We start from the raw sequence: 23,062 nt of genomic DNA, 5'->3' as shown, positions 1-23,062 counted from the left end.
GGGTGAGGGGGCAGCAGTCCCTTCCCGATCAATGGCCTGTGTGCCATGGACCTGTCTGACCCTCAAACCCTCTCCCGCCAGCGGGAGAGGGGCAACGACCTCACCGCCAAACACCATGAGCCTCGACTTCGGCGCCGTCATCCCCTTCGTCATCGAACTCGGCTTCACGCTGGAGAAGTTCGAGGGCGGTGAATCCGTCATGCACTACGCCCCCGGCCCGAGCATTGCAACTCGTTCGGCGTCACGCATGGCGGGGCGGTGATGACCTTTCTCGACGTCATCATGGCCACGGCGGCGCGCAGCGTGCAGCCGGGCATGGGCGTGGTCACCATCGAGATGAAAACCAGCTTCATGCGGCCGGCGCCGGCGTCGAAGAACGGCGAACCGCTGGTCGGCCAGGGCCGGCTGATGCACCGCACGCGCAGCATGGCCTTTGTCGAAGGCTCGGTGTTCGACGCCAGCGGCCAGCTGTGCGCGCACGCCACCGGCACCTTCAAATACGTGCCGCCGGCCGAGCGGCCCGACCACACCAAGGGGCCGTTGCCCACCGACTGATTTTTCAAGCCAAATCGGCCTGCAGCGCTTATGCAGCAAGCGCTGGCAGCTATCAAACTGAAAGCAAAGGAGATTCCATGCCCAGCAACCGCCAGATCCTGCTCGACAACCGCCCCGAGGGCGAAGCCGTCGCCGGCAACTTCAAGCTCGTCACCACCGACACGCCCGCGCTGAAAGAGGGCGAAGTGCTGGTGCGCCACCACTACCTGAGCCTTGACCCCTACATGCGCGGCCGCATGAACGAGAGCAAGAGCTACGCCCAGCCGCAGCCGTTGGGCGAAGTGATGATCGGCGGCACGGTGGGCGAGGTCGTCGAATCGAAGCACCCGAAGTTCAAGACCGGCGATCAGGTCGTCGGCATGGGCGGCTGGCAAGAATACAGCGTGGTCGACGGCAACGCGCCGGGCATGCTGCGCAAGGTCGATACCACGCACGTGCCGCTGTCGTACTACCTGGGCGCCGTGGGCATGCCAGGCGTGACCGCCTGGTACGGCCTGACGCAGATCATCGCGCCCAAGGAAGGCGAGACCGTGGTGGTCAGCGCCGCCTCAGGTGCCGTGGGCAGTGCCTACGCCGCGCTGGCCAAGGCGCGCGGCTGCCGCGTGGTCGGCATCGCGGGCGGGCCGGAGAAGTGCGCCTACGCGGTCGATGAACTCGGCTTCGACGCCTGCATCGACTACCGCCAGCACCCCGACGTCAAAACCATGGCCAAGGCACTGAAGGAAGCCTGCCCGAACGGCATCGACGGCTACTTCGAGAACGTGGGCGGCTACATCCTCGACGCCGTGCTGCTGCGCACCAACGCCTTCGCGCGCGTGGCCGTGTGCGGCATGATCGCCGGCTACGATGGCGCACCGCTGCCGCTGCAGAACCCGGCGCTGATCCTGGTCAACCGCCTGAAGATCGAGGGCTTCATCGTCAGCGAGCACATGGAGCTGTGGCCGCAGGCGCTGCAGGAACTCGGCACGCTGGTCGCGCAGGGCAAGCTGAAGCCGCGCGAAACCGTGGCGCAGGGCATCGAGAGCGCGCCCGAGGCTTTCCTTGGCCTGCTCAAGGGCAAGAACTTCGGCAAGCAACTGGTCAAGCTGATCTGACCTCATGGGCGCTGGGCGTGCCGGCCGGCGCGCCCTGTGGTATCGCCACACGCTCCCGGGCACACGTGCACACCGCTCCCGCAGCACCTCGCGGCCACAATCCGCGCGTCTGTACCGAGGAGATGGCATGCACGCCCTGATTCACCAACTGGCCCGGCGCTTCGCGCTGGATGACGGCCGCACGCAGCGGCTGTGGGCGCTTTCCGGCCTGCACCGGCGACCCGATGCGCTGGCAACGCACCTACACCGCGGCCTGGCCGTGCTGGCAGCGATGCTGCTGGGGGCGGGCCTGATCTTCTGGGTGGCGGCCAACTGGCAGGAACAGACGCGCGCCTTCAAGCTGCACCTGCTGGAAGGCGCCGTGCTGGCCAGCGCGGGGCTGCGCTGCTGTGGCCGCGCGGGCGCACGGCGCTGTTGCTGCTGGCCACGCTGGCGCTGGGTGGCTTGCTGGCCTTCGTGGGCCAGACCTACCAGACAGGCGCCGATGCCTGGCAGCTGTTCGCCACCTGGGCCGCGCTGGCGCTGGTGTGGGCGCTGGCCGTGCGGCGCGATGCGTTCTGGGCTGTGTGGCTGCTGATCACCGGCCTGGCGCTGGCGCTGTGGTCGGGCGATGCGCTGTTCAGCCCCTTGCAGACGCTGCTGGGCGGCCGTTCGTCGCGCAGTCTGCTCACGCCCGTGCTGTGGGTGGCGGTGTTCCTGCTGCCGCTGGCCTTGCCGCGCTTGCGTCTGCTGCGCGAAGGCGCTGCCACGGCGCCACTCAGCTGGCGGCTGGCGGCGTTGATGGCGCTGGGCGCCTGGTGTGCCTATGCCGTCTTCGGCCTGCTCATGCGCGACCAGCTCTGGCAGTACTTCTTCAACGGTCTGCTGGTGCTGGGTGCAGCGGCGCTGGCGTGGGCGCTGCGGCCGCGCGACTTCGTGGTGCTGGGTCTGTCGGTTCTGGCGCTGAACGTGGTGGTGGTGGGCGGCTTCGCGCGCCTGCTGCTGGACGGCGCGCGCGGCGACAGCGCTGGCGTGACGCTGCTGCTGACGCTGATCGCCGCCGTGTGCGTGGGCACCAGCGGCACCTGGCTGTACCGCCTGCAGCGCGAGGAGGGCCAGGCATGAGCGCCGCCGCAATGACCGAGCGCCGTCTTATCGAACGCGCGCAGGCTGAGGGTCTGCTGCCACCTGAAGCCCGTGCGGCCTGGCAGGACGAGGCCGGGCCTTCATGGATCATCACCGTGCTCAGCTTCATCGGTGCGCAACTGGTGGTGCTGCCGTTCATGGGCTTCCTGGGTCTGCTGGCCAGCCGCTTCTTCTTTCAGCCGCCGGGCGCGTTCGTCATGGCAGCGGTGCTGATCGGCGGCGCCGCGCTGCTGCTGCGCGCGCGGCCTGCGATGTTCGTCACGCAACTGGCGTTCAGTGCCTTGCTGGCGGGGCTGGCCCTGCTGGCGATCGGCTTCGAGGGCGCGCTGCACAACCCGCAGTTGCTGACCATCCTGCTGGTGCTGCTGGGGACGGCGCTGTCGACCCGCGTCGCCTGGGTGCAGCGCGTGCTGGGCTTTCTGGTTGCCGGCGTGGCGCTGGCGGTGGTGCTGTGGCCGCTGGGCGCGGGCCACGCCGCCAACGACTGGGCGCGGTGGGAGTGGCGCTTCAGCGCCTTCCCGATGGTCATCAACGCCGCGCTGCTGGCGCTGGGCTGGGCGCTGTGGGTGGCGCGCGAACCGCGCGTGTCGGGCCGCCCATGGGCCGGTGCGCTGCATGCGCTGGCCGATGGCGCCGGCGTGGCGCTGCTGCTCGCGGTGGCGTATGGCGCCACGCGCCACTTCTGGTTGCTGGGCATGCTGCGCGGCGGGCCGGCGGGCTCGGCTGACGTGCCCACGGCCGGGCTGGCACGCATCTTCGATCCGGGCTGGCCGCAGCTGCTGCAGATCGCGTTGGTGCTAGGCGCGGCGATCTGGCTGCTGCGCCACTGGCACCTGCGCGAACGCTTGCCGGCGCGCGAGCTGGTGCTGCTGGCGCTGTTGTATTCGGTGCTGTTGGTGGGCTGCCTGGTGGTGCCGCACATCGGCGTGGTGGCGCTGGTCGGTACGCTGGCGCTGGGCACCGGGCGGCGGCTGATGCTGGGGCTGGCACTGGCGGCCCTGCTGGCGCAGCTGTCGGGCTTTATTACGCGCTCGACTGGCCGCTGGCCCACAAGGCGGCGCTGCTGGCCGGCCTGGGCGCGGCGCTGGGGCTGGCGCTGTGGGCCATGCGCGCGCCGCCGGCGGCCACGTCGCAGCAGGTCGAGCCGCCACGTCCGCATTGGTCTGCTCTTGTGTTGATAGCTGCTGGCGCGCTGCTGTCCTTGGGTTTGGTGCATTTCGATGTGCAGAAGAAGGAGCAGGTGATCGCCCAGGGCCAGAAGATCTACGTGCCGCTGGCGCCGCGCGATCCGCGCTCGCTGATGCAGGGCGACTACATGGCGCTGAACTTCGCTTTTCCTGAAGGCGTGCGCAAGGCGCTGAACGAGGACGACCGGCTGGGTCTGAATCGCCACGCCCAGGTGGTGGCGACGCTGGACGCGCGCGGTGTTGCCACGGTGCGGCGTCTGGCGCAGGATGGCGCACCGCTGGCCGCGGGTGAGCGCTTGTTGCCCGTCAAGCGACTCCAAGGTGACTGGGTTCTGGTCACGGATGCGTTCTACTTCCCCGAAGGGCAGGGCGAGCCATTCGCGCAGGCGCGCTTTGGCGAGTTCCGCGCCTTGCCCGATGGCCGCGCGCTGCTGGTGGGCCTGGCCGATGAACATCTGCAGCCGATCGCACCCGCGCCGCGCAAGCCACGACCTTGAGGAGAACCACATGGCCGCCACGCACGACGTCTTCAACCAGGTCACGCCGCTGGCCGACGTGAATCTGTTCGCCGGCAACCAGGCGCTGCAGGATGCGCTGAAGTTCAACGCCCCCGGCCTGAACACCGCGCCGCTGGCCGCGCTGGGCCAGTTGGCCGGCAGCGCGGCCATGCAGAACCACGCGCGCCTGCCAACGTGCACACACCCGAACTGCGCACGCACGACCGCTTGGGCCACCGCATCGACGAGGTGGAATTCCACCCCAGCTACCACGCGCTGATGGCCGCCGCCACCGAGGCTGGCCTGCACGGCACGCCGTATGCGCCCGATGAGCAGGCCAGCGGCCACGCCCATGTGAAGCGCGCGGCGGCGTTCCAGCTGTTCACCGAACTGGAACCCTCGGTGCTGTGCCCGATCTCGATGACCTACGCCGTCACGCCCGCGCTGCGCGACAACCCGGCCATCTTCAAGGACTGGGCGCCCAGGCTGGCTGCCCGCGCCTACGACCCGGCGCTGAAGCCCTGGCGCGACAAACCCGGCGTGACGATGGGCATGGGCATGACGGAGAAGCAGGGCGGCTCGGACGTGCGCGCCAACACCACGCGCGCGGTGCACGATGGGCGTGACGCGTGGGGGAGCGCTATCGGCTGACCGGCCACAAGTGGTTCTTCTCGGCGCCGATGTGCGATGCGTTTCTGGTGCTGGCGTATGTCGAAGGGATGGGCGAGGGCGGCCTGTCCTGCTTCTTCCTGCCGCGCGTATTACCGGACGGAACGCGCAACACGCTGCGCATCCAGCGCCTGAAGGACAAGCTGGGCAACCAGGCCAACGCCTCGTCAGAAGTCGAGTTCGACGGCACTCTCGCCTGGCTGGTGGGCGAGCCCGGCCGCGGCGTGCCGCAGATTCTGGCCATGGGCACCATGACGCGGCTCGACTGCGCGCTGGGCACCAGCGGGCTGATGCGGCAGGCGCTGTCGATCGCGCTGCACCACACGGCCGAGCGCAGCGCCTTCGGCAAGCGCCTGATCGAGCAGCCGCTGATGAAGAACGTGCTGGCCGACCTGGCGTTGGAGAGCGAAGCAGCCATTGCCTTGTCGATGCGGCTGGCGCGCGCCTTCGACCAGCAGGGCGACGAGCAGCAGCGCCTGCTGGCGCGCGTGCTCACGCCCATCGCCAAGTTCTGGATCACCAAGCGCGGCAGCCTGTTCGCGCAGGAGGCCATGGAATGCCTGGGCGGCAACGGCTACGTGGAAGAGGGCGGCGAGGGCATCCCCGCGCGCATCTACCGCGAGATGCCGGTCAACAGCATCTGGGAAGGCGCGGGCAACATCATGGCGCTGGACCTTCTGCGCGCCTTGCGCAAGGGCGACGTAGCCGCCGCGCTGGCGCATGAGCTGGCGCCAGCGCGCGGCCAGCATGCCGCGCTCGACCGCATGATCGACACGCTGCCCACGCTGATTGACCACCACGCCACCGAAGCCACCGCGCGCACGCTGGCACGCGACGTGGCGCTGACGGTGCAGGCCGCGCTGCTGGCGCAGACCGCGCCGTCCGCCGTGTTCGGCGCCTTCTGCGATTCGCGCATCGCGCAGCGGCACGACGTGTTCGGCACGCTGGGCGCGGGCGCCGGCGTGGATGCGCTGATCGCGCGGGCCATGCCGGCTTGACCACAAACAATGGGAGTATATGGTTTTAGCGCCCTACTGGCGGGCTCTAGAGCATGACTACCTTGGGAGTATATTTTTCAAACCTTACCACTGAATGGAGACCGATTGATGATCAGCGACTTCAAAGGCAAGACCGCCGTGTTGACCGGCGCCGGCTCGGGCTTCGGCCTGGAGCGCGCATCCGCGCAGCGCGGCATGAACGTGGTGCTGGTCGACATCCAGCCCGATGCGCTGGCCGCGGCCGAGGCCGAGATCAAGGCCCTGGGCGTCAAAACCCTGGCGCGCCGCGTCGACGTCAGCAAGGCGCCGGAGATGGACCAGCTGGCCCGGCAGGTGCAGGAAACATTCGGCGCGCCGCACTTCGTCTTCAACAACGCCGGCGTGGCGGTGGGCGGCCTGGTCTGGGAGAACACCGTCAAGGACTGGGAATGGGTGCTGGGCGTCAACTTGTGGGGCGTCGTCCACGGCGTGCGCGGCTTCACGCCGATGATGCTGGAGGCGGCCAAGGCCGACCCGGCGTACCAGGGCCACATCGTCAACACCGCCAGCATGGCCGGGCTGCTGACGCCGCCCAACATGGGCGTCTACAACGTCAGCAAGCACGCCGTGGTGGCGCTGACCGAGACGCTGTACCAGGACCTGAAGCTGGTGACCGACCAGATCAGCGCCAGCGTGCTGTGCCCGTACTTCGTCGCCACCGGCATCAGCCACAGCGAGCGCAACCGCCCCGGCGACATGCCCGCGGCCGAGATGACCGCCTCGCAGCGCATCAGCCAGGCGCAGACCGACAAGGCCGTGAGCAGCGGCAAGGTCACCGCCGCCGAGGTGGCGTACAAGGTGTTCGACGCCATCGCGCACGACCAGTTCTACGTCTTCAGCCACCCCAGGGCGCTGGGCAACGTCAAGTCGCGCACCGATGCGATCGTCGCCATCCATAACCCACCCGACCCGTTTGCCGAACGGCCGGAGATCGGCGTCGGCCTGCGCGCGGCGCTGCGTGGTCAAGCGGCTTGAGGTCGCGGCCCAGGGTGCGTTAACTATGGTTTGGATAGCTGCTTGCGCTCGCCCGCTTGCGCTGCAGCCCGATTAGACCAATTTCTTCTGATGGGCCGATAGGCATTCGCGCCATCGGCCGACAGCCGCCGACGCACGCGGCGCCTACAGTGCCCCCATGCCGTCGGCACCAGCCCCTTTGTTCCTCGTCTTCAACGCGGCGTCCGGGCGCGGCGACACGCCCGATGTCAGCCGGCACGTGGCCGAGCGCCTGCGCGCCGCCGGCCGGCGGGCTGAATGCTTCGTCGCCCGCCAGCCGGGTGAACTGGGCGCCGTCATCGGTCGCGCCGTCAACGCCGCCCGCGATGCGCGCGGCATCGTGGTGGCGGCGGGCGGCGACAGCACGCTGAACGCTGTCGCGCAGGCGGTGTGGAACGCCGGCCTGCCGATGGGCGTGCTGCCGCAGGGCAGCCTCAACTACTTCGGCCGCACGCACGGCATGTCGACCGATCTGGATGCCGCGGTGGACGCCTTGCTGGCGCGCGCGTGCAGCCGGTGCCGGTGGGCATGGTGGGCGAGCGACTGTTTCTGGTCAACGCCAGCGTCGGCCTGTACCCGCGCCTGCTGGAAGCGGGCGGGCAGCGCCATGGCCGCAGCCGGCTGGTGGCCTGGATCGCCGGGCTGGGCACGCTGCTGCGCGGCCGCAGCCTGATGACGCTGGAGCTGCACGACGGCACCGAAACCCGCGTGGTGCGCACGCGCACGCTGTTCGTCGGCCACAACGATCTGCAGCTGCGCGCCCTGGGCCTGCGCGAACCGCTGGCCGCCGAAGCAGGGCGCCTGCTCGCCATCACCCTGCCGCCGGCGCCGCCGCTCGCCACGCTGTGGCGAATGCTGCGCGGCAGCATCGGCCGGCTGGACGGTGCCGCGCGCGTGGACAGTTTCTCCGTCGATCGGCTGGTGGTGCAGCCAGGCCGGGGCAGTGGCGGCATGCAGCTCGCCATCGACGGCGAGCTTGCGCACTTGCCGGCGCCGCTGGTGTTTCAGCTCGCGCCCCGGCCGCTGCGTCTGCTGGTGCCCACGGCCGCGCGCGGACTGCCCGGTCTGGCCGCGCAGTAGCACCCGCGGCTTCAGCGCGGTACCGTGTTGAGCCGGCGCTGCCATTCGTCGGGCAGCAGGTCGAACAACGGCGTTGGGTCGCGGTACATCATGGTGGAGAGCGAGCGCGTGTCCAGCTGCGGCAGGTTGTTGGCCGTGTCCAGCCAGGCCAGCTGCGACATCCAGGCGATGTTGATCGTGCCATCGGGCTGCGGGCGGGATGTGATCAGCGCCAGCATGCGCTTGGCCGCGGCACTGCCCTGGGCGGCAGCGGCCTGGTACAGCCGCATGGCTTCCGCGTAGTTGGCAGGCACCACGACGCCACGGTGCGCGCGCTGGGCTCTTTCCAGCAATCGATCGGCCTCCGTCGCGGCGGCCGACGCCGGCCGCGCATCCTTCAGATCGAGCAGTTTCAGATTGGCCGCGGCCGCAGAGTGCGGCGCCGCGGCCTGCAGATGTTGCGCGCTGCGCAGATCGCCGTTGACGATGGCCTCCAGCCCCAGCTCTATATGCGCCTGCGTATCGCCCTCGGCTGCGGCGCGTTCCAGCATCTGGCGCAGGGGCAAGCGCAGGCTGGTCACGCCCTGGGGGTCACTGGAGCGCACGGCAAGGGGTTGTGCGCGGCTCTCCAGCACCCATTCCAGATAGAGCGCCCGGGCACGGTGGTGCGCACGCAGTTTGTTGATGGCCTGCCGCGCGGCCGACGTGTCGGGCGGCCCCGCGCAGCCATCAAGTGCGCACCAGGCCAGGCCGGCGTTGGCCAGCGGCTGGCGTCCGAAACGCGTTGCGCGCTCGAACCACATCTGCGCCGAGGCCGTCGAGCGCGGCCCTGCGCCGCCGTGCAGGTCGATCAGCCCCAGCGTCCAGGCGGCATTGGCCGCCGCATTGGTGCTGCCGAAGCCCGACCGGGGTTGTGCCTGGCGGCGCAGCAGGTCCAGATCCCTGCGCACGGCAGGATCGGCCAGAAGGTTGCTCGTCTGACGCGCCTCCGGCAGCGCGGGCGATGCCGGCGCACGCACAGGCCCCAGTTGAGGGTCGGCAGCTCGCTGAGAAGGATTGGCCACCGGATCGGCTGGCGGCAACGGGTTGCGCGGCAAGCTGACGGCCGGCGCCTGACCGCTGGGCGCCTGGACATCCGGCACCCTTGCGGTCGGCGCCTGGATCTCAGGCAGCGTTGCCGCCCGCGCTGCTGCCTGTACCGATACGCAGGCGATCAGCAGGCTCGTGGCGACCATGCCCATGCGCCAGTCCGCGCCGCGCGGGTGGCGCATCCGGCGGCCCGCATGTTGACGCTGCGGTGCTCATGGCCCGTGCGTCGCCTTACTGGGCGGCGCCGTTCTTGCCCGCTGCGGCTGCGGCAGCGGGGCGCGCCGGCAGGATGCGCCATTCCAGGGTCTGCGCGGCCATGTTGCCGGCACCCACCGCGGCCTCGAATTGCTCACGCAAGGCTTGCAGCGACGCGACGCCCTGCATGCGGGTCAGCGCGGGCACGTTCAGCTCAGGCGGCATCTTCAGCATCGGGTCTTCGTTGGTGGCCACGCACATCAGCGCTTCCGAGCCCTTGGCGCCTGCGGTCAACACGAACGCCGGATAAGGCACCATCCAGTCGGGCAGCCGGATGGCCTGATTGGCCGACACCAGCGATTCGGGACTCAGCATGTTGGGCTGGATCTTGACGATGTTGCCATTGGCGTCGTTGATGTAGCAGAACAGGTGTGCGGCACGCGAAATCGTCGCCGACGCAAAGATGTGCGTCCCCGCCTCGAAAGCCGTGCGGTCCCGGCTGGTGTTCTCGATCTGCAGATCGATCGTGAAGGGTTCGATCTTCGTCTGGCCAGCACTCAACTCGGCCCATCCGACGCGCGCCAGCTGCCCGTCTTCGCCCACGGCCACGAAATCGCGCAAAGCGCGCTCATAGACGGGGAAGTCGATCTCGCCCGTGACCACCGCACCCACATCGGCCTGGAAGCGGCCGACCGCTTCGCGCAGCAGGGCGTGGCCCGGTGGCAGTGCCGTTTCGGACGCTGCGAGGTAGCCTCGGCTCGCCAGATAGCGCTGCACCATGCGCGAGCGCGTGGTGCGGTCGCCCTCGTCGTACCACACGCGCAGCTGGCGCTGGAATTCGGGGTGGGTGTTGTCCAGCGTCAGGCAGCGCCAATAGGGCAGGTGGGTCCACTTGCCCGCCAGCTCGATCGCGGCCAGCTCCACCAGGGTGCGCATCGCCGCGCCCGAGCCCTGCACGAGGTCGCGGCCGACGTTGAACTGCACACCGTAGGTACCAATGCGGCCGGCCAGATCCAGCCCCTGGCCCGAGGTGCCCATGATGACCTCGTTGGCCGAGTCCAGCCCTGGGATCAGCGTGCGCGTGCGAAAGTCGCCCAGGTGCATCTCCAGCCCGATGATGGTGGCGGCGCGGCTGCGGTCGTAGCCGGCTTCGATGCGCGCGCCCGAAAGCCCTGCACTGTGCCGGTTGCTCAGCACGTTCTGATCGACGAAGGAAATGGCACCGGACACATACAGCGCCGGACGCTGCAACTCCATCTGGTTGTTGTTGAGCAGGATGGTGGTCAGGTTCTGCACCGTGTCCTGGCGCGCGATGTCGACCTCGAAATCGACGTAGCGGAACGCATTCGACTGGCGCGACATCTGCGACAGCGCGGTGATCACCATTTCCTTGGCCGCCACCGGCACGCGCCCCGAGAAATCGGGGATGTACTTGCTGGTGATCAGCGTGGTCGGCACCTCGGCGTCGCGCATCATCCGGTCCATGCAGACCAGCGAGTCGCTGAAGCTGGACATCGAGCGGACCGGCCGCGTGGCGGGCCGGTCGGTGGCACTGGCGTAGGACTGGAAGAGGGCATCCTCCTTGGGCGACAGCGGGGTGGCGCAGCCCGAGGACGGCGACCGCGGCCAGAGCGCAGAACAGCAATGTCCGCGCTTTCCCTCCGCGTTCGGCAGCGCCCGAGAAGTTGCCGTGTCCCATGATGTCCTCCCTCCGCTCTGGCGAGCCTCTCAGTTGCTGGTGCTGGCGGCGTGCCGCGCAGCTTCTTATTTGCAGATGGTGACCACGTCGCCGCGCAGCACCGCGATCTGGTCTCCACCACTCATGCCGTAGCGGCCTGAAGGGCCGGCTGCGGTAGGGGCGATGGTGTTGCTCGCCACTTCCGTGGTGCAGGTGCGCTGCAGGGCGTTGCCGGTCTGCCGGCTGACGACATCGCGCTCGGTTTGGACAGTTCCGCTGCCGCCTTCGAGCGCGGAAAAAGCCTTGGCTTCATAGCGCGATACCTTGGCCTGCAGCCAGGACGGAATATCCGTTTCGTTTTCGATTTGCCCCGAGGGCTGAAACGGCGGAGCGGGCAGGGCCAGGTAGCTGACCTGACCGTTCAGCATGATCGGGTCCGAGCGGGGGCGAACTGCGCCCAGCCGCTCTGCGCAGCGCAAAGCAGAACCAGGCCAGGGGCGATGGACAGGAGCTTGAGCTTCATGGCAATCCCCTTTCGACAAGAATAAAAACGGCGGAACCGGGACGGGGGCCACCGGTTCCGCCGTGCGCTTCAGGCCCTTTGATCGCTCATTCGCAGGTCAGGCAGGCGTTGTTGCTGGAGAAGTTCTGCACCGCCCTGGATCCGGTGCCAGTGGCCTTGGCAGCCAGGAAGGCGCCCTTGCCGAGGACGATCTGCAGTTGGTCGGCGCCGACGCCGACCGAGCCCACGTTGCTGGCCAGGTTGTTGTTCGCATACGAGTCGCTGGCACTTGCGTAAGCCAGCACGCCACTGTTCTTGAGCGCAGTGATTTGGGTCGACTCGACGCCCTGGTCGATCAGCACGCCGCTGGTGTTGCTGGACATGTTGTTGACGGCCTTGGAGTCGGCGCCACTGGCCCAGGCGATGGAAGCGGTGTTTTTCAGCGCGGTCACCTGGATGGTCGGGCCCTTCAGGACGATGTCGTGGGCGCACAGGTCGCAGGCCTCAGGCGTCGGCGAAGGAGACGGAGCCGGTGGATCCTTCGGCTTAAAACTTGCGTCTTGGGCCATCGCAGACGTGGCGACAAACGCAGCGGTCAGGAAAAGCAGTTTCGCGTTCATGATGAGATCCTCCAAAGGTGTGGTGAGACACGGATCCGGAGCGGCGGGCGAATTCCAGCAGTTCCGGGGGTGACTCCGCCGCATCCGGCCTCCCTGTTTTTCGGTGCTCGTCATGCGGTGTCGTCGGGGTGCAGTGTCCTGCGCATTCAGCCCGACACCAATCGCTACAAATGGATACGTCGTATGGTGGACATGTGGCATGTGTTTGGGGGCTCCAACCTCGCGGATCATGGCTCACTACAACAGCGCGCAGCTCCTGCTTGGATAGCATTCAACGGATTTCGATGGGGTAGTAACAAAAAGTGTTTATTGCAAATATTGGAAAAGAAGCGCAGGATATCCCTCTTCGATGTTGTGACAAAGCCTAAGTTTTTGTGCAAAGTTCACAACTTGTGCGCAGGAGATGTTTACAACTCCGCGTTCAGCTCCCGAGTCGCAGGCGTCGCAGGCTTGGAGGGGTTACAGATGTTTCGAAACGCAGGCGCCGGGGGATCGACATGAGCACAACCAACATGGACTGGAGGGACCCGGCGTCACCGGGCCGTGGGGGCAAGGCAGTTGACAAGCCTGCAGCACCGATGACTTTCGGATCGAGCTGGCCCGACTTCCTCATCGGCCAGCCCGATCAGCCGGTGCAGGTGCTGCTGGTGGACGACGACCCCACATGCGCCGCGTGGTGTCGCAGGAGTTGCTGACCGACCCCGCATCCACCTGGTGGGCCAAGGGGCGTCGCTGCGCGAGGGCAAGCGCCTGATTGCGCTGCACGAGTTCGATGTCATGCTGGTCGACCTGAACCTGGGCGACGGCACCGGGTTCCAGCTGATCGAATACATGAAAAGCATGCGGCCGGTGGCCGAGGCGGTGGTGGTGTCGGCCATGGAAGACGAAGAGCACGCCATTCACGCGTTCGAATTGGGCGCCACGGGTTATCTGATCAAGAACTCCTGGTTCGGCAGCTTCCCGCAAGCGGTGCTGCAGGTGGTCAACGGCGGGGCGTCGATCACACCCAACCTGGCGCGCCGGCTGATGAAGCGGCTGGATGGCAGCCCACGGGCTGCCGGCGTGCCCGCGCATGCCAGCGGCGCGGCCTCGGGCGAGAAGCTGTCGGATCGCGAGCGCGAGATCCTGCGGCTGGTGGCCACGGGCCACACCAGTTGCGAGATCGGCAAGCGCCTGGGCATCAGCGACCAGACGGTGAACACGCACATCAAGAACATGTACCGCAAGCTGCAGGTTCGAACGCGAGCGCAGGCCGTGAACCTGGCGTCGATGCGTGGCCTGCTGTAGTGAGCGCTGTCGACGCGCAGGCCGTTTGACGTCGCGGCAGTGCCGGCCATGACCGGCAGGAGGGCCGGATAGCCATGTCCATCATGTGGCCGGTGCTGTTGCTGAGCCGGCCTGGCGGGCTACGCCCTGCTGGGCTGGCGCCAGCGTGGCGATACGCGCGATCTGCGCTATGGCCTGGCGCTGCTGGCCTGGTCCGCCCTGCTGGCGGCCGGCGAACTGGGGCGTCTGGGTGCCCCGGATGAAGTGGTGCGGGCCGCCACACGGGGCAGCTATCAACTCACGATCCTGGCCGTGTCGGCCTTCCTGATGGCCTGGGTGCGGGGCCTGGGCTGGGGCGACAAGGTGCTGATGGCCAGTCAGGCCGCGCTCGGCCTGTTTCTGGCGCCGCTGCAGGCGGCCGCGCTGCCGGCCGGATGGGGCCAGGCGTGGTTCTGGGTCAATGCGCTGGGCATCACCGCCCTGGTGCTGCGCCTGGCGCACGCCATCTGGCGCCGCACCGATGCCGAGAGCTGGATGGTGCTGCTGGTGGCCGTGCTGGGCCTGGGCGTGGTGCTGACCGACCTGCGGCAGGCCGCTGATGGGCCGGCACTGGTGTCGGTCTCGCACTACTTCTTTGCGGTGGCGCTGTTCGTACTGTGGCTGGCGCTGACGCAGCGCGTCGGCAACTCGCGCAGATCGATCGGCGAGGGCGGCTCGTCTGCGCACCAGGTGCAACGCCAGCTGGCCCAGGACCTGCACGATGGCGTGGGCTCGCAGCTGACCACCCTCATCTCGGCGCTCGATGCCGGCTCGCCCGAGCAGCGCGCCACCGCCGCCACGCTGCAGCAATGCCTGCTGGAGCTGAAGCTCCTGGTGGATGGCATCAACGAGGAGGGCTCGGTCGTCAGTCACCTGGCCAGCCTGCGCTATCGCATGCAGCCGTTGCTGGCTGCGGCTGGCATGGATCTGCAATGGCGCCTGGTCGATGAGGAGCAGCTCGAGCGCGCGCAAGGGCCCGCCGCGCGCCAGGTGCTGCGCGTGGCGCAGGAGGCGCTGGCCAACGCCGTGCGGCATTCCGGCGCCGACACCGTGGTGCTGAGCTGCTGCCACATGAACAGCGCCGACGCGCTGCTGCTGGAAATCGCCGACAACGGCAAGGGCATGGCGTACGAGCGCTATGCGCGCACCGCGTCGTCGGGCGAACCGCACCGTGCGTCGCACGGGAAAGGCCTTTCGGGCATGGTGCTGCGCGCCAGCCAGATGCACGGCCAGCTGAGCGTGGAAAGCGCGCCGGGCGAGGGCACGCGCGTGCGCCTGCAGGTGCCCATGGCGGCGCTGATCCAGCCGACGGCGGAACGGCGCCGCGCCCCGGCCTGATCCTGCCCGTGCCGCCTGCGGCGCGCGGCATCTGCTGTGGCAAACTTCCCCGCTCGACTCGCCGGGCGGCGCATGCCGCCGCGCGGCACGCACGCATGCTTTCCATCACCGCCCAGATCGCCGCCGAGCTCAAAGTACGTGAAAACCAGGTCGCCGTGGCCGTCGAACTGCTCGACGGCGGCGCCACCGTCCCGTTCATCGCCCGCTACCGCAAGGAGGCCACCGGCGGCCTCGACGACGTGCAGATGCGCGAGCTGGAAGCGCGCCTGGCCTACCTGCGCGAGCTGCACGAGCGTCGCGCCGCCATCCTGACAAGCATCGACGAACAGGGCAAGCTCACGCCCGAGCTGCGCGCCGCCATCGACGCCGCGGCCACCAAGCAGGAACTGGAAGACCTGTACCTGCCCTACAAGCCCAAGCGCCGCACCAAGGGGCAGATTGCGCGCGAGTTCGGCATCGAGCCGCTGGCGGATCAACTGTGGGCCGATCCGACGCTGGATCCGCAAGAAGCGGCCAAGCCCTTCGTGAAGGCAGAGAAAGGCGAGGGCGGCGAAGACTTCACCACCATCCCTGCCGTGCTGGACGGCGTGCGCGACATCCTGAGCGAGCGCTGGGCCGAGGACGCCACGCTGGTGCAAGGCCTGCGCGAATGGCTGTGGGCCGAAGGCCTGCTGCAAAGCAAGCTGGCCGCCGGCAAGAACGAGAACGACCCCGAGGTCGCCAAGTTCCGCGACTACCACGACTACGACGAGCCCATCGGCCGCGTGCCCAGCCACCGCGCGCTGGCGGTGTTCCGTGGGCGGGCGCTGGAGATTCTGGATGCGAAGCTGGTGGTGCCGGAGGCCGTCAGCCCTCACCCCAGCCCTCTCCCCAAAGGGGCGAGGGAGTCAACAGCCGAGGCGCTGCGGACTCGCTCCCTCTCCCGCGTGCGGGAGAGGGCAGGGTGTGGCGTCGTCGGCCAAAGGCCCAGCCCCCAGCCTCGCCGAAGGCCGCATCGCCCTGCACCTGGGCTGGAGCCACCAGGGCCGCCCGGCCGACGACCTGCTGCGCAAGTGCGTGGCGTGGACCTGGCGCGTGAAGCTCAGCCTGAGCACCGAGCGCGACCTGTTCGCCCGCCTGCGCGAAGATGCCGAGCAGGTGGCCATCAAGGTCTTCGGCGACAACCTGCGCGACCTGCTGCTGGCCGCGCCCGCCGGCGCCAAGGCCGTCATGGGGCTCGACCCCGGCATCCGCACCGGCGTGAAGGTGGCCGTGGTTGATGCCACCGGCAAGCTGGTCGACACCGCCACCGTCTACCCGCACGAGCCGCGCAAGGACTGGGACGGCAGCGTGCACACGCTGCCAAGCTGGTGGCCAAACACGGTGTGCAGCTCATCGCCATTGGCAACGGCACCGCCAGCCGCGAGACCGACAAGCTCGCGGGCGACCTGATCAAATTGGTGCAAAAACAGGCTGCAGCGCTTGCAGAACAAGCGCCACCAGCTATTGAAAAGATAGTAATCAGCGAAGCCGGCGCCTCGGTCTATTCGGCCAGCGAATACGCCAGCCAGGAACTGCCCGACGTGGATGTGAGTCTGCGCGGCGCCGCCAGCATCGCGCGCCGCCTGCAAGACCCGCTGGCCGAGCTGGTGAAGATCGACCCCAAGAGCATCGGCGTCGGCCAGTACCAGCACGACGTGAACCAGAGCGAACTGGCGCGCCAGCTCGACGCCGTGGTCGAGGACTGCGTGAACGGTGTCGGTGTCGATCTGAACACCGCCAGCGCGCCCTGCTGCGCGCGTGTCGGGCCTGTCGGGCACCGTGGCCAAGGCCGTGGTGCGCTGGCGCGAATCGCACGGCGCGTTCAGAAGCCGCCAACAGCTGCTGGAAGTCAGCGGCCTCGGCCCCAAGACCTTCGAGCAGAGCGCGGGCTTTCTGCGCATTCGCGGCGGCGACAACCCGCTGGACATGACCGGCGTGCACCCCGAGACCTACCCAGTGGTGGAGCAGATCATCGTCAAGACCGGCAAGCCCATCGACCAGCTCATGGGCCGCAGCGAACTGCTCTGCCGCTCGCCCGAAGCCTTCGCCACCGAACAGTTCGGCGCCGTGACGGTGAAGGACATCCTGGCTGAGCTGGAAAAACCCGGCCGCGACCCGCGCCCCGACTTCAAGGTGGCGCGCTTCAACGAGGGCGTGGAAGACATTGCCGACCTCAAGGAGGGCATGGTGCTCGAAGGCACGGTGAGCAACGTCGCCCAGTTCGGCGCCTTCGTCGACCTGGGCGTGCACCAGGATGGCCTGGTGCACGTGAGCCAGCTGTCGAACAAGTTCGTCAACGACGCGCGCGAGGTCGTCAAGGCCGGCCAGATCGTGAAGGTGAAGGTGCTCGAAGTGGACGTGCCGCGCAAGCGCATCAGCCTGACGATGAAGCTGGACGCGCAGGCGCCGCGCCGCGATGGCCCACGCGAGAACCGCTTCGAGCACGCCGGCCGGGGCGACCGCGGCCGCGGTGGCTACGCAGGCGGGCAGGGCAGGGGCAACGCGCCCACGCCCCAGGGCGCCATGGCTTCGGCGTTTGAAAAGCTCAAGGGCTTGCAGAGCAAATAGGCCTGCATCGCTTGTCTGGTCAGCGCCAGCAGCTATTGAAACGAGAGCGAAAAACAGATTCGGTCCAGCATCCGGCACCGTGGGGCGCCGAATGCGCGGTGGTCATCAGGCCGGCTTGGGCCAGGTGGCCAAAGGTACCGAGGGCACAGCCACGGTCGGCAAAGGCACCGTGGGCAGTTCGCGCGGCACTTCATCGTCGGGGTCGCTCTCGGGTGCGTGGCGCGTCATCGCGCGAAGCGCCGTGGTGGCATGGGCCGCGCCGGTCATCAGCGACAACCAGCGGACGGTGAATTGGGTCAAGAGCTGGTGCATGGTTTGTCTTCTCCATACATCGGCAGAAAGGGCGGTAGTCGGAACCTGTTCCGCCCCGCGTGGTGGGGCATGGTGCGCCACGTCCCCACTATAGGTGCGAGGCCGCACGAAGGCCAGAGTTCCCGCCCCGCCGGTGGGGGCGTGTTGTGACCAGCTGTGTCGCGCGCTTTGCCAGAATGCCCGCATGACGCCACGCCCCGTGCTCTACACCTTTCGCCGCTGCCCCTACGCCATGCGCGCCCGCTGGGCGGTGCAGGTGTCGGCGCTCGACGTGGAACTGCGCGAGATCACGCTGCGCGCCAAGCCCGCCGCCATGCTGGTCGCGTCGCCCAAGGGCACGGTGCCCGTGCTGGTGCTGCCGGGTGGCCAGGTCATCGACGAAAGCTTGGACGTGATGCGCTGGGCGCTGGCGCAGCACGATCCCGAGGGCTGGCTGACGCCCGCGCAGGGCACGCTGGCCGAGATGCTGGCCCTGATCGAGGCCTGCGAGCGCGACTTCAAGCCGCACCTCGACCGCTACAAGTACCCGCGCGCTACCGCGCCGAGTGGCGGGGCGCCTGACGCGGGTGACAGCGATCCGTTGGCGCGCGCCTTTGCGGCGCAGCATTTCGATGTTGCCCAGGGCTTTCTGTCGCTGCTGGCGGTGCGGCTGGAGGGTGGTGCGGCACCGCGTTACCTGTTCGGTACCCGCCCCGCGCTGGCCGACTTCGCCATCGCGCCCTTCGTGCGCCAGTTCGCCCGCCACGACGCGGCACGCTTTGCACAGCAGACGGCGCCCGCGCTGTCGCAGTGGCTGGGCGCCTTGCTCGCGCGGCCCGATTTTGAGGCCGTGATGGCGCGGCAAGCAGTGTGGGCCGACACCGGCGCGCGCTAACATCAGTCGGTCCTGATATCCCACCCTGAAAGACCATGCAAAAATCCTGCTCATCATCCATGCCGCGCCCTATGGCAGCGAGCGTTGCCTGTCCGCCCTGCGCCTGGCCCTGGCGCTGATGGGGCGCGAGGGCGAGAAGCCGCAGCTCGACGTGTTCCTGATGTCCGACGCCACCGTGCTCGGCCTGCCTAACCAGCAGGACGCCTCGGGCAACACCCTGCAGCAGATGGTGGAGCAGCTGGTGGCCCAGCAGGTGCCGGTGAAGGTGTGCAAGACTTGCGCCGGCAACCGCGGCCTGCTTTCGCTGCAGCTGATCGGCGGCGTCACCGTCGGCACGCTGGCCGAACTGGCCGACGCCACCATGGCGGCCGACAAGGTCATCACCTTCTGACGCCGCGCTTGCGGGCGCTGCGGCTGTACGCCGGCCCGGCCGCGTACCGCCACACGCGCTGCAGGCCAGCGGCTCGATCCCCTTCGTGCTGAAGGTGGTGCACGACATTCCGGGGCGCCACGCGGCGCCTACTGGGACGGCGGCATCACCGACTACCACCTGCACCTGGCCTATGTCGCTTCATCTTCGATAGCTGTCAGCGCCCGCCCAGCAAGCGCTGAAGGCCGATTTGATGCTGAATTTGCCACCACCGGCGCGCTGGTGCTGTACCCGCACTTCCAGCAGGCGGTGGTGCCCAGCTGGCTGGGCGAGATCAAGTGGCGCCACCGCGCCACACCACCCCGAGCGCGTGCAGGCCTGGAGCAGTGCCGTGCAGGCGGCGCGGCAACTGGCGGACGAGTTCGAGGCCTGGCCGGCGCGGCCCGATCCGGCGCAGGTGCAGCCGCTCTGAGCGCCACGCGGCGCCGCGCCGCGGCGGCTTATAACGTCATCCCGGCGTAGGCCGGGATCCATGTTTCTCCGCACACGCTGTCTGGATTCCGGCCCCGTAGCGCGGTACGGGGCAGGCTTTGCGCCGGAATGACGAGATAGGGCAGCTTTGATCTGGAATTGGAATTACATCGACTCGGCCAGCATCTGCCGGTAGTCGTCGGCGCTGGCGATGCGCGGGTTGGTCTTGTGGCAGTGGTCAAGCTGGGCGTGCTCGATCACGCCAGCCCACAGGTCTTCGGTCACGCCCATGGCGGCCAGGCCGGTGGACAGGCCCAGGCGCGCGGTCATGTCGTGCACGGCGTCGGCCACGTCGCTGCCGGCGGGCAGGCCCATGGCCTGGGCCATGCGCGCCAGGCGGTCTTCCTTCTGGATGCTTTCGGCCCCAGCGTTGAAGCGGATCACGGCGGGCAGGAACACCGCATTCAGCGTGCCGTGGTGCAGGCGTGGGTTGGCGCCGCCCAGGCTGTGGCTCAGCGAATGCACCGCGCCCAGGCCTTTCTGAAAGCCCAGCGCGCCGTGCATGCTGGCGGCCATCATGTTCAGGCGCGCTTCGCGGTCGCTGCCGTCCTTCGTCGCGCGCTCGATGTGGGCCCAGCCGCGGCGCAGGCCCTCCAGCGCAATGCCGTCGGCCACCGGGTTGAAGGCGGGGGCCATGAACACCTCCATGCAGTGCGCGATGGCGTCCATGCCGGTGGCGGCGGTCAGCATGGGCGGCAGGCCCAGGTGAGCGCCGGGTCGCAGATGGCGGCCCGGGGCATCAGGCCCAGCTGTGAAAACCCAGCTTGCGACCATCGTCGACGATGACGATGGCGCCGCGCGCCACCTCGCTCCCGGTGCCGGCGGTGGTGGGCACGGCGATCAGCGGCGCGGCCGCCTCGGTGATCTTGGGGCTGCCGCCTTCGATGGTGGCGTAGGTCTTCAGCGGGCCGGGGTGCGTGGCGGCAATGGCCACGCCCTTGGCGCAGTCGATGGCGCTGCCGCCGCCCACGGCGATCAGGCCGTCGCAACGCTCGCGCTGGTAGATCTCGGTGGCGGCGCGCACGGCGGCCTCGGTGGGGTTGGGCGGCCGCCGTCGAACACGGCATGCGGCAGGCCCTGCAGGGCGTCGATCACCGGCTGCAGCACGCCGGCGGCACGCACGCCCGCGTCGGTCACGATCAGCGGCCGCGTGATGCCCACGCGCTGGCACTGCGCCGGCAGTTGCTGCACGGCGCCGTAGTCGAACTCGATCTGGGTGAGGTATTGGATGAGGGCCATGGGTGGATTTCCAAAGTACGATGTTCAGGTTTCATTATTCAGTCAAACCCACAGGAGATCGCTACATGAAGTCCCGCACACTACAAGCCCTGGCCCTGGGGGCCGCCGTGTCGGTGCTGGCCGGCTGCGCCAGCACCTCGGCCCCGGTGGTGGCCAACACGCCCGGCTGCCTGGACGACGTCGCCGTCAACCGCCTGCTGGGCGACTACAACGCCCGCCGCCCGGCCGCCAACCTGCCGGAGAACCTGACCATGGTCGACGCCAACTGCACCCGCAGCAAGCTGCAGCAGCGCCTGGCTGGCCAGGCCGGCCGCCTGGCGGGCTACAAGGCGGGCCTGACCAACCCGGCAGTGCAAAAGCGCTTCAACACCACCGAGCCGGTGTGGGGCGCGCTGTACACCAACATGCTGCTGAACAGCGGCGCCACCGTGGACGCCGCCTTCGGCGCCCGCCCGCTGTACGAGGCCGACCTGTTGGTGCGCGTGAAGAGCGCCGCCATCAACAACGCCAAGACCCCGGCCGAGGTGCTGGCGCAGGTGGACCAGATCATTCCCTTCATCGAACTGCCCGACCTGGTGGTGGAGACCCCGCCAAGGTCAACGGCGCCGCGTTGAGCGCGCTGAACGTGGGTGCGCGCCTGGGCGTGCGCGGCGCGCCGCTGATGGTGCCGCAGGACGCCGTGGGCCAGGCCCGCGTGCTGAACGAGCTGCGCGACATGAACGTGCACCTGGTCGATGCCGCCGATGCGCCGCTGGGCGGCGGCAAGGGCAGCGACGTTCTGGGCCACCCACTGAACGCGGTGGTGTGGCTGGCGCAGGCGCTGAAGGCCGAAGGCCTGTCGCTGCGGCCGGGGCAGGTGGTCAGCCTGGGTTCGTTCTCGGCCCTGCTGCCGCCCAAGGCCGGCCAGAAGGTGACCGCGCATTACGACGGCGTGACCGGCCTGCAGCCGGTGACGGTGAGCTTCCGCTGATCGCCCAGGCATGCGCTGGAGCTATACCAATGATAGCTGCCAGCGCTTGCTGCATCAGCGCTGCAGGCCGATTTGGCTTGAAACCTGTGCCGGGCACGGTGCGCCGCCGTGGTGCGCCCTGAAGCTGGCGCGACAACCGCCCGGCCGGCCACCGCGCTGAGCAGTGGATTGCCCCTTCGGGCGCCACCCACAGGAGATCGTTCGCATGACCCGCATTCCGTCCCTCGCGGCCCTGGCACTGGCCGCCGTTGCGTTCTCGCCGCTGGCGCAGGCGCAGTACGACCAGCCCATCGGCCAGCCGCTGGGCCAGCCCTGGGGCACCGTGCCCTTCGGCAACCCGACCTATGGCAGTCCGGGGTACGACCCTACGGCGGCCCCGGCATCACCTGCGAAAGCCGTGACGGCGGCTTTCAGGAGTGCGGCACGCCCTTCCGCGGCCGGCCGGTGATTGCGGAAACCCTCTCGTCCGCGGCCTGCATCGAAGGCCAGACCTGGGGCACGCGCGGCGTCGGCTCCGTCTGGGTGATGAATGGCTGCCGCGCCCGCTTTGCCGACACCTACGGCGGCCAGGCCGGCGTGGGTGGCTATGGCGACACGCGCTACACCGTGCGCTGCGAGAGCGACCAGGGCCGGCGGCGCGACTGCCAGGCGCCGGTGGCGGCACGCCTGACCCTGCTGCGCCAGATCTCCGACGCGCCCTGCATCGAGGGGCAGACCTGGGGCAGCCATTTCAACGGCCAGGTGTGGGTCAGCGGTGGCTGCCGTGGCGACTTCGGGCCCGCGCAGGGTTGGGTCAATCCGGACTACGGCACCGCCGCCAATGCCTACCGCTGCGAAAGCGAACAAGGCCGCCACCAGGAATGCCGCGCGCCGGCGCCCGGGCGCCAGATGCTGGTGCGCCAGTTGTCCGAAACCGCCTGCGTCGAAGGCCAGACCTGGGGCAGCCGCGACGGCGGCGTCTGGGTGCGCGGTGGCTGCCGGGGCGAGTTTGCTGCCGCCGACTGGGGCGGACGCAGCCCCGGCTACGGCCGCACCGTGGTCTGCGAAAGCGTGGAGCAACGTCTGAACCGCTGCAACTGGGACCCGCGCTGGGGCCGGCCGGCGCTGATCGACCAGCTCTCGCAAGACAGCTGCCGCGAAGGCCGCAGCTGGGGCTACGACGGCCGCGAGATCTGGGTCGACCGGGGCTGCCGCGGACGCTTCGGGGCACGCTGACGGCGCCGCGCCGCGCCGC

18 protein-coding genes and 7 pseudogenes are annotated in these 23,062 nt (G+C 68.9%); 19 read left to right on the top strand and 6 right to left on the bottom strand.

The window, feature by feature from the left end:
- Positions 1-115: 115 nt before the first annotated feature.
- The 9 genes and pseudogenes from H0I39_RS21140 (at position 116) to H0I39_RS22970 (ending at position 7,830) form a co-directional block, all read left to right on the top strand.
- Positions 116-555 (top strand): annotated as a pseudogene (locus tag H0I39_RS21140) (PaaI family thioesterase).
- Between the two features lie 77 nt (positions 556-632).
- The gene (locus H0I39_RS21135; protein ID WP_180551496.1) at positions 633-1,649 is read left to right on the top strand and encodes an NADP-dependent oxidoreductase; all 1,017 of its coding nucleotides are present in this window, start codon (positions 633-635) and stop codon (positions 1,647-1,649) included.
- Between the two features lie 4 nt (positions 1,650-1,653).
- Positions 1,654-2,025, top strand: a pseudogene (locus tag H0I39_RS23675) (DUF2157 domain-containing protein); the annotation flags it as partial.
- A 38-nt stretch (positions 2,026-2,063) separates the two neighbouring features.
- On the top strand, positions 2,064-2,753 hold the full coding sequence (locus H0I39_RS21130; RefSeq protein ID WP_180551936.1) for a DUF2157 domain-containing protein: 690 nt from the start codon (positions 2,064-2,066) through the stop codon (positions 2,751-2,753).
- On the top strand, positions 2,750-3,952 hold the full coding sequence (locus H0I39_RS21125; RefSeq protein WP_180551498.1) for a DUF4401 domain-containing protein: 1,203 nt from the start codon (positions 2,750-2,752) through the stop codon (positions 3,950-3,952). Before H0I39_RS21130 ends, H0I39_RS21125 begins: the two co-directional genes overlap by 4 nt.
- Positions 3,880-4,458 (top strand): GDYXXLXY domain-containing protein, encoded by a 579-nt coding sequence (locus H0I39_RS21120; RefSeq protein ID WP_180551499.1) that lies wholly within the window; start codon positions 3,880-3,882, stop codon positions 4,456-4,458. The genes H0I39_RS21125 and H0I39_RS21120 overlap by 73 nt, the downstream gene beginning before the upstream one ends.
- Positions 4,459-4,468: 10 nt before the next feature.
- Positions 4,469-6,125 (top strand): annotated as a pseudogene (locus H0I39_RS21115) (isovaleryl-CoA dehydrogenase).
- A 108-nt stretch (positions 6,126-6,233) separates the two neighbouring features.
- The gene (locus tag H0I39_RS21110) at positions 6,234-7,139 is read left to right on the top strand and encodes an SDR family oxidoreductase (RefSeq protein ID WP_180551935.1); all 906 of its coding nucleotides are present in this window, start codon (positions 6,234-6,236) and stop codon (positions 7,137-7,139) included.
- Between the two features lie 157 nt (positions 7,140-7,296).
- The gene (locus H0I39_RS22970) at positions 7,297-7,830 is read left to right on the top strand and encodes a diacylglycerol/lipid kinase family protein (RefSeq protein WP_257646301.1); all 534 of its coding nucleotides are present in this window, start codon (positions 7,297-7,299) and stop codon (positions 7,828-7,830) included.
- A 418-nt stretch (positions 7,831-8,248) separates the two neighbouring features.
- Here H0I39_RS22970 and H0I39_RS21100 read toward each other — a convergent pair whose 3' ends face one another.
- The 4 genes from H0I39_RS21100 to H0I39_RS21085 form a co-directional block, all read right to left on the bottom strand.
- Complete coding sequence (locus H0I39_RS21100; protein ID WP_180551934.1) at positions 8,249-9,451, bottom strand: hypothetical protein; 1,203 nt, start codon at positions 9,449-9,451, stop codon at positions 8,249-8,251.
- A gap of 85 nt (positions 9,452-9,536) precedes the next feature.
- The gene (locus tag H0I39_RS21095) at positions 9,537-11,015 is read right to left on the bottom strand and encodes a peptidoglycan-binding domain-containing protein (RefSeq protein ID WP_257646300.1); all 1,479 of its coding nucleotides are present in this window, start codon (positions 11,013-11,015) and stop codon (positions 9,537-9,539) included.
- 249 nt (positions 11,016-11,264) lie between these two features.
- Complete coding sequence (locus tag H0I39_RS21090; protein ID WP_180551933.1) at positions 11,265-11,606, bottom strand: hypothetical protein; 342 nt, start codon at positions 11,604-11,606, stop codon at positions 11,265-11,267.
- 181 nt (positions 11,607-11,787) lie between these two features.
- On the bottom strand, positions 11,788-12,300 hold the full coding sequence (locus tag H0I39_RS21085) for a hypothetical protein (RefSeq protein ID WP_180551505.1): 513 nt from the start codon (positions 12,298-12,300) through the stop codon (positions 11,788-11,790).
- Between the two features lie 578 nt (positions 12,301-12,878).
- On the opposite strand from H0I39_RS21085, the pseudogene H0I39_RS21080 reads away from it, so the two are divergent.
- The 3 genes and pseudogenes from H0I39_RS21080 to H0I39_RS21070 all read left to right on the top strand — a co-directional run bounded on the left by H0I39_RS21080 (position 12,879) and on the right by H0I39_RS21070 (position 17,532).
- Positions 12,879-13,587: pseudogene (locus H0I39_RS21080) on the top strand (LuxR C-terminal-related transcriptional regulator).
- A gap of 246 nt (positions 13,588-13,833) precedes the next feature.
- On the top strand, positions 13,834-14,943 hold the full coding sequence (locus H0I39_RS23670; protein WP_180551932.1) for a sensor histidine kinase: 1,110 nt from the start codon (positions 13,834-13,836) through the stop codon (positions 14,941-14,943).
- A 95-nt stretch (positions 14,944-15,038) separates the two neighbouring features.
- Positions 15,039-17,532: pseudogene (locus tag H0I39_RS21070) on the top strand (Tex family protein).
- A gap of 105 nt (positions 17,533-17,637) precedes the next feature.
- Here H0I39_RS21070 and H0I39_RS21065 read toward each other — a convergent pair.
- Positions 17,638-17,844 (bottom strand): hypothetical protein, encoded by a 207-nt coding sequence (locus H0I39_RS21065; RefSeq protein WP_180551507.1) that lies wholly within the window; start codon positions 17,842-17,844, stop codon positions 17,638-17,640.
- Between the two features lie 184 nt (positions 17,845-18,028).
- Here H0I39_RS21065 and H0I39_RS21060 point away from each other — a divergent pair, with 184 nt between their 5' ends.
- The 3 genes and pseudogenes from H0I39_RS21060 to H0I39_RS22960 form a co-directional block, all read left to right on the top strand.
- A complete protein-coding gene (locus H0I39_RS21060; protein ID WP_180551931.1) occupies positions 18,029-18,718 on the top strand; it encodes a glutathione S-transferase N-terminal domain-containing protein in 690 nt (229 codons plus the stop codon).
- Positions 18,719-18,743: 25 nt separating this feature from the next.
- Entirely contained in the window at positions 18,744-19,109 is a 366-nt protein-coding gene (locus tag H0I39_RS21055) for a DsrE/DsrF/TusD sulfur relay family protein (RefSeq protein WP_180551885.1), read from the top strand.
- Positions 19,110-19,164: 55 nt separating this feature from the next.
- Positions 19,165-19,560 (top strand): annotated as a pseudogene (locus H0I39_RS22960) (phospholipase); the annotation flags it as partial.
- Positions 19,561-19,724: 164 nt separating this feature from the next.
- Here H0I39_RS22960 and gbd read toward each other — a convergent pair.
- Positions 19,725-20,858: pseudogene (gbd, locus tag H0I39_RS21045) on the bottom strand (4-hydroxybutyrate dehydrogenase).
- A gap of 65 nt (positions 20,859-20,923) precedes the next feature.
- Here gbd and H0I39_RS23665 point away from each other — a divergent pair.
- From H0I39_RS23665 to H0I39_RS22955, 4 genes are all read left to right on the top strand, one after another.
- Complete coding sequence (locus H0I39_RS23665) at positions 20,924-21,472, top strand: hypothetical protein (protein ID WP_307776938.1); 549 nt, start codon at positions 20,924-20,926, stop codon at positions 21,470-21,472.
- Entirely contained in the window at positions 21,469-21,828 is a 360-nt protein-coding gene (locus H0I39_RS23660; protein WP_307776948.1) for a hypothetical protein, read from the top strand. Before H0I39_RS23665 ends, H0I39_RS23660 begins: the two co-directional genes overlap by 4 nt.
- A 205-nt stretch (positions 21,829-22,033) precedes the next feature.
- Positions 22,034-22,276 (top strand): hypothetical protein, encoded by a 243-nt coding sequence (locus tag H0I39_RS23795; protein WP_180549139.1) that lies wholly within the window; start codon positions 22,034-22,036, stop codon positions 22,274-22,276.
- A complete protein-coding gene (locus H0I39_RS22955; RefSeq protein ID WP_308645955.1) occupies positions 22,210-23,043 on the top strand; it encodes a DUF3011 domain-containing protein in 834 nt (277 codons plus the stop codon). Before H0I39_RS23795 ends, H0I39_RS22955 begins: the two co-directional genes overlap by 67 nt.
- The last annotated feature ends 19 nt before the right edge of the window (positions 23,044-23,062 follow it).

Source organism: Ottowia beijingensis, assembly GCF_013423955.1.
GTDB classification, from domain to species: domain Bacteria; phylum Pseudomonadota; class Gammaproteobacteria; order Burkholderiales; family Burkholderiaceae_C; genus Ottowia; species Ottowia beijingensis.
This window is presented reverse-complemented; position numbering and strand designations above follow the sequence as displayed.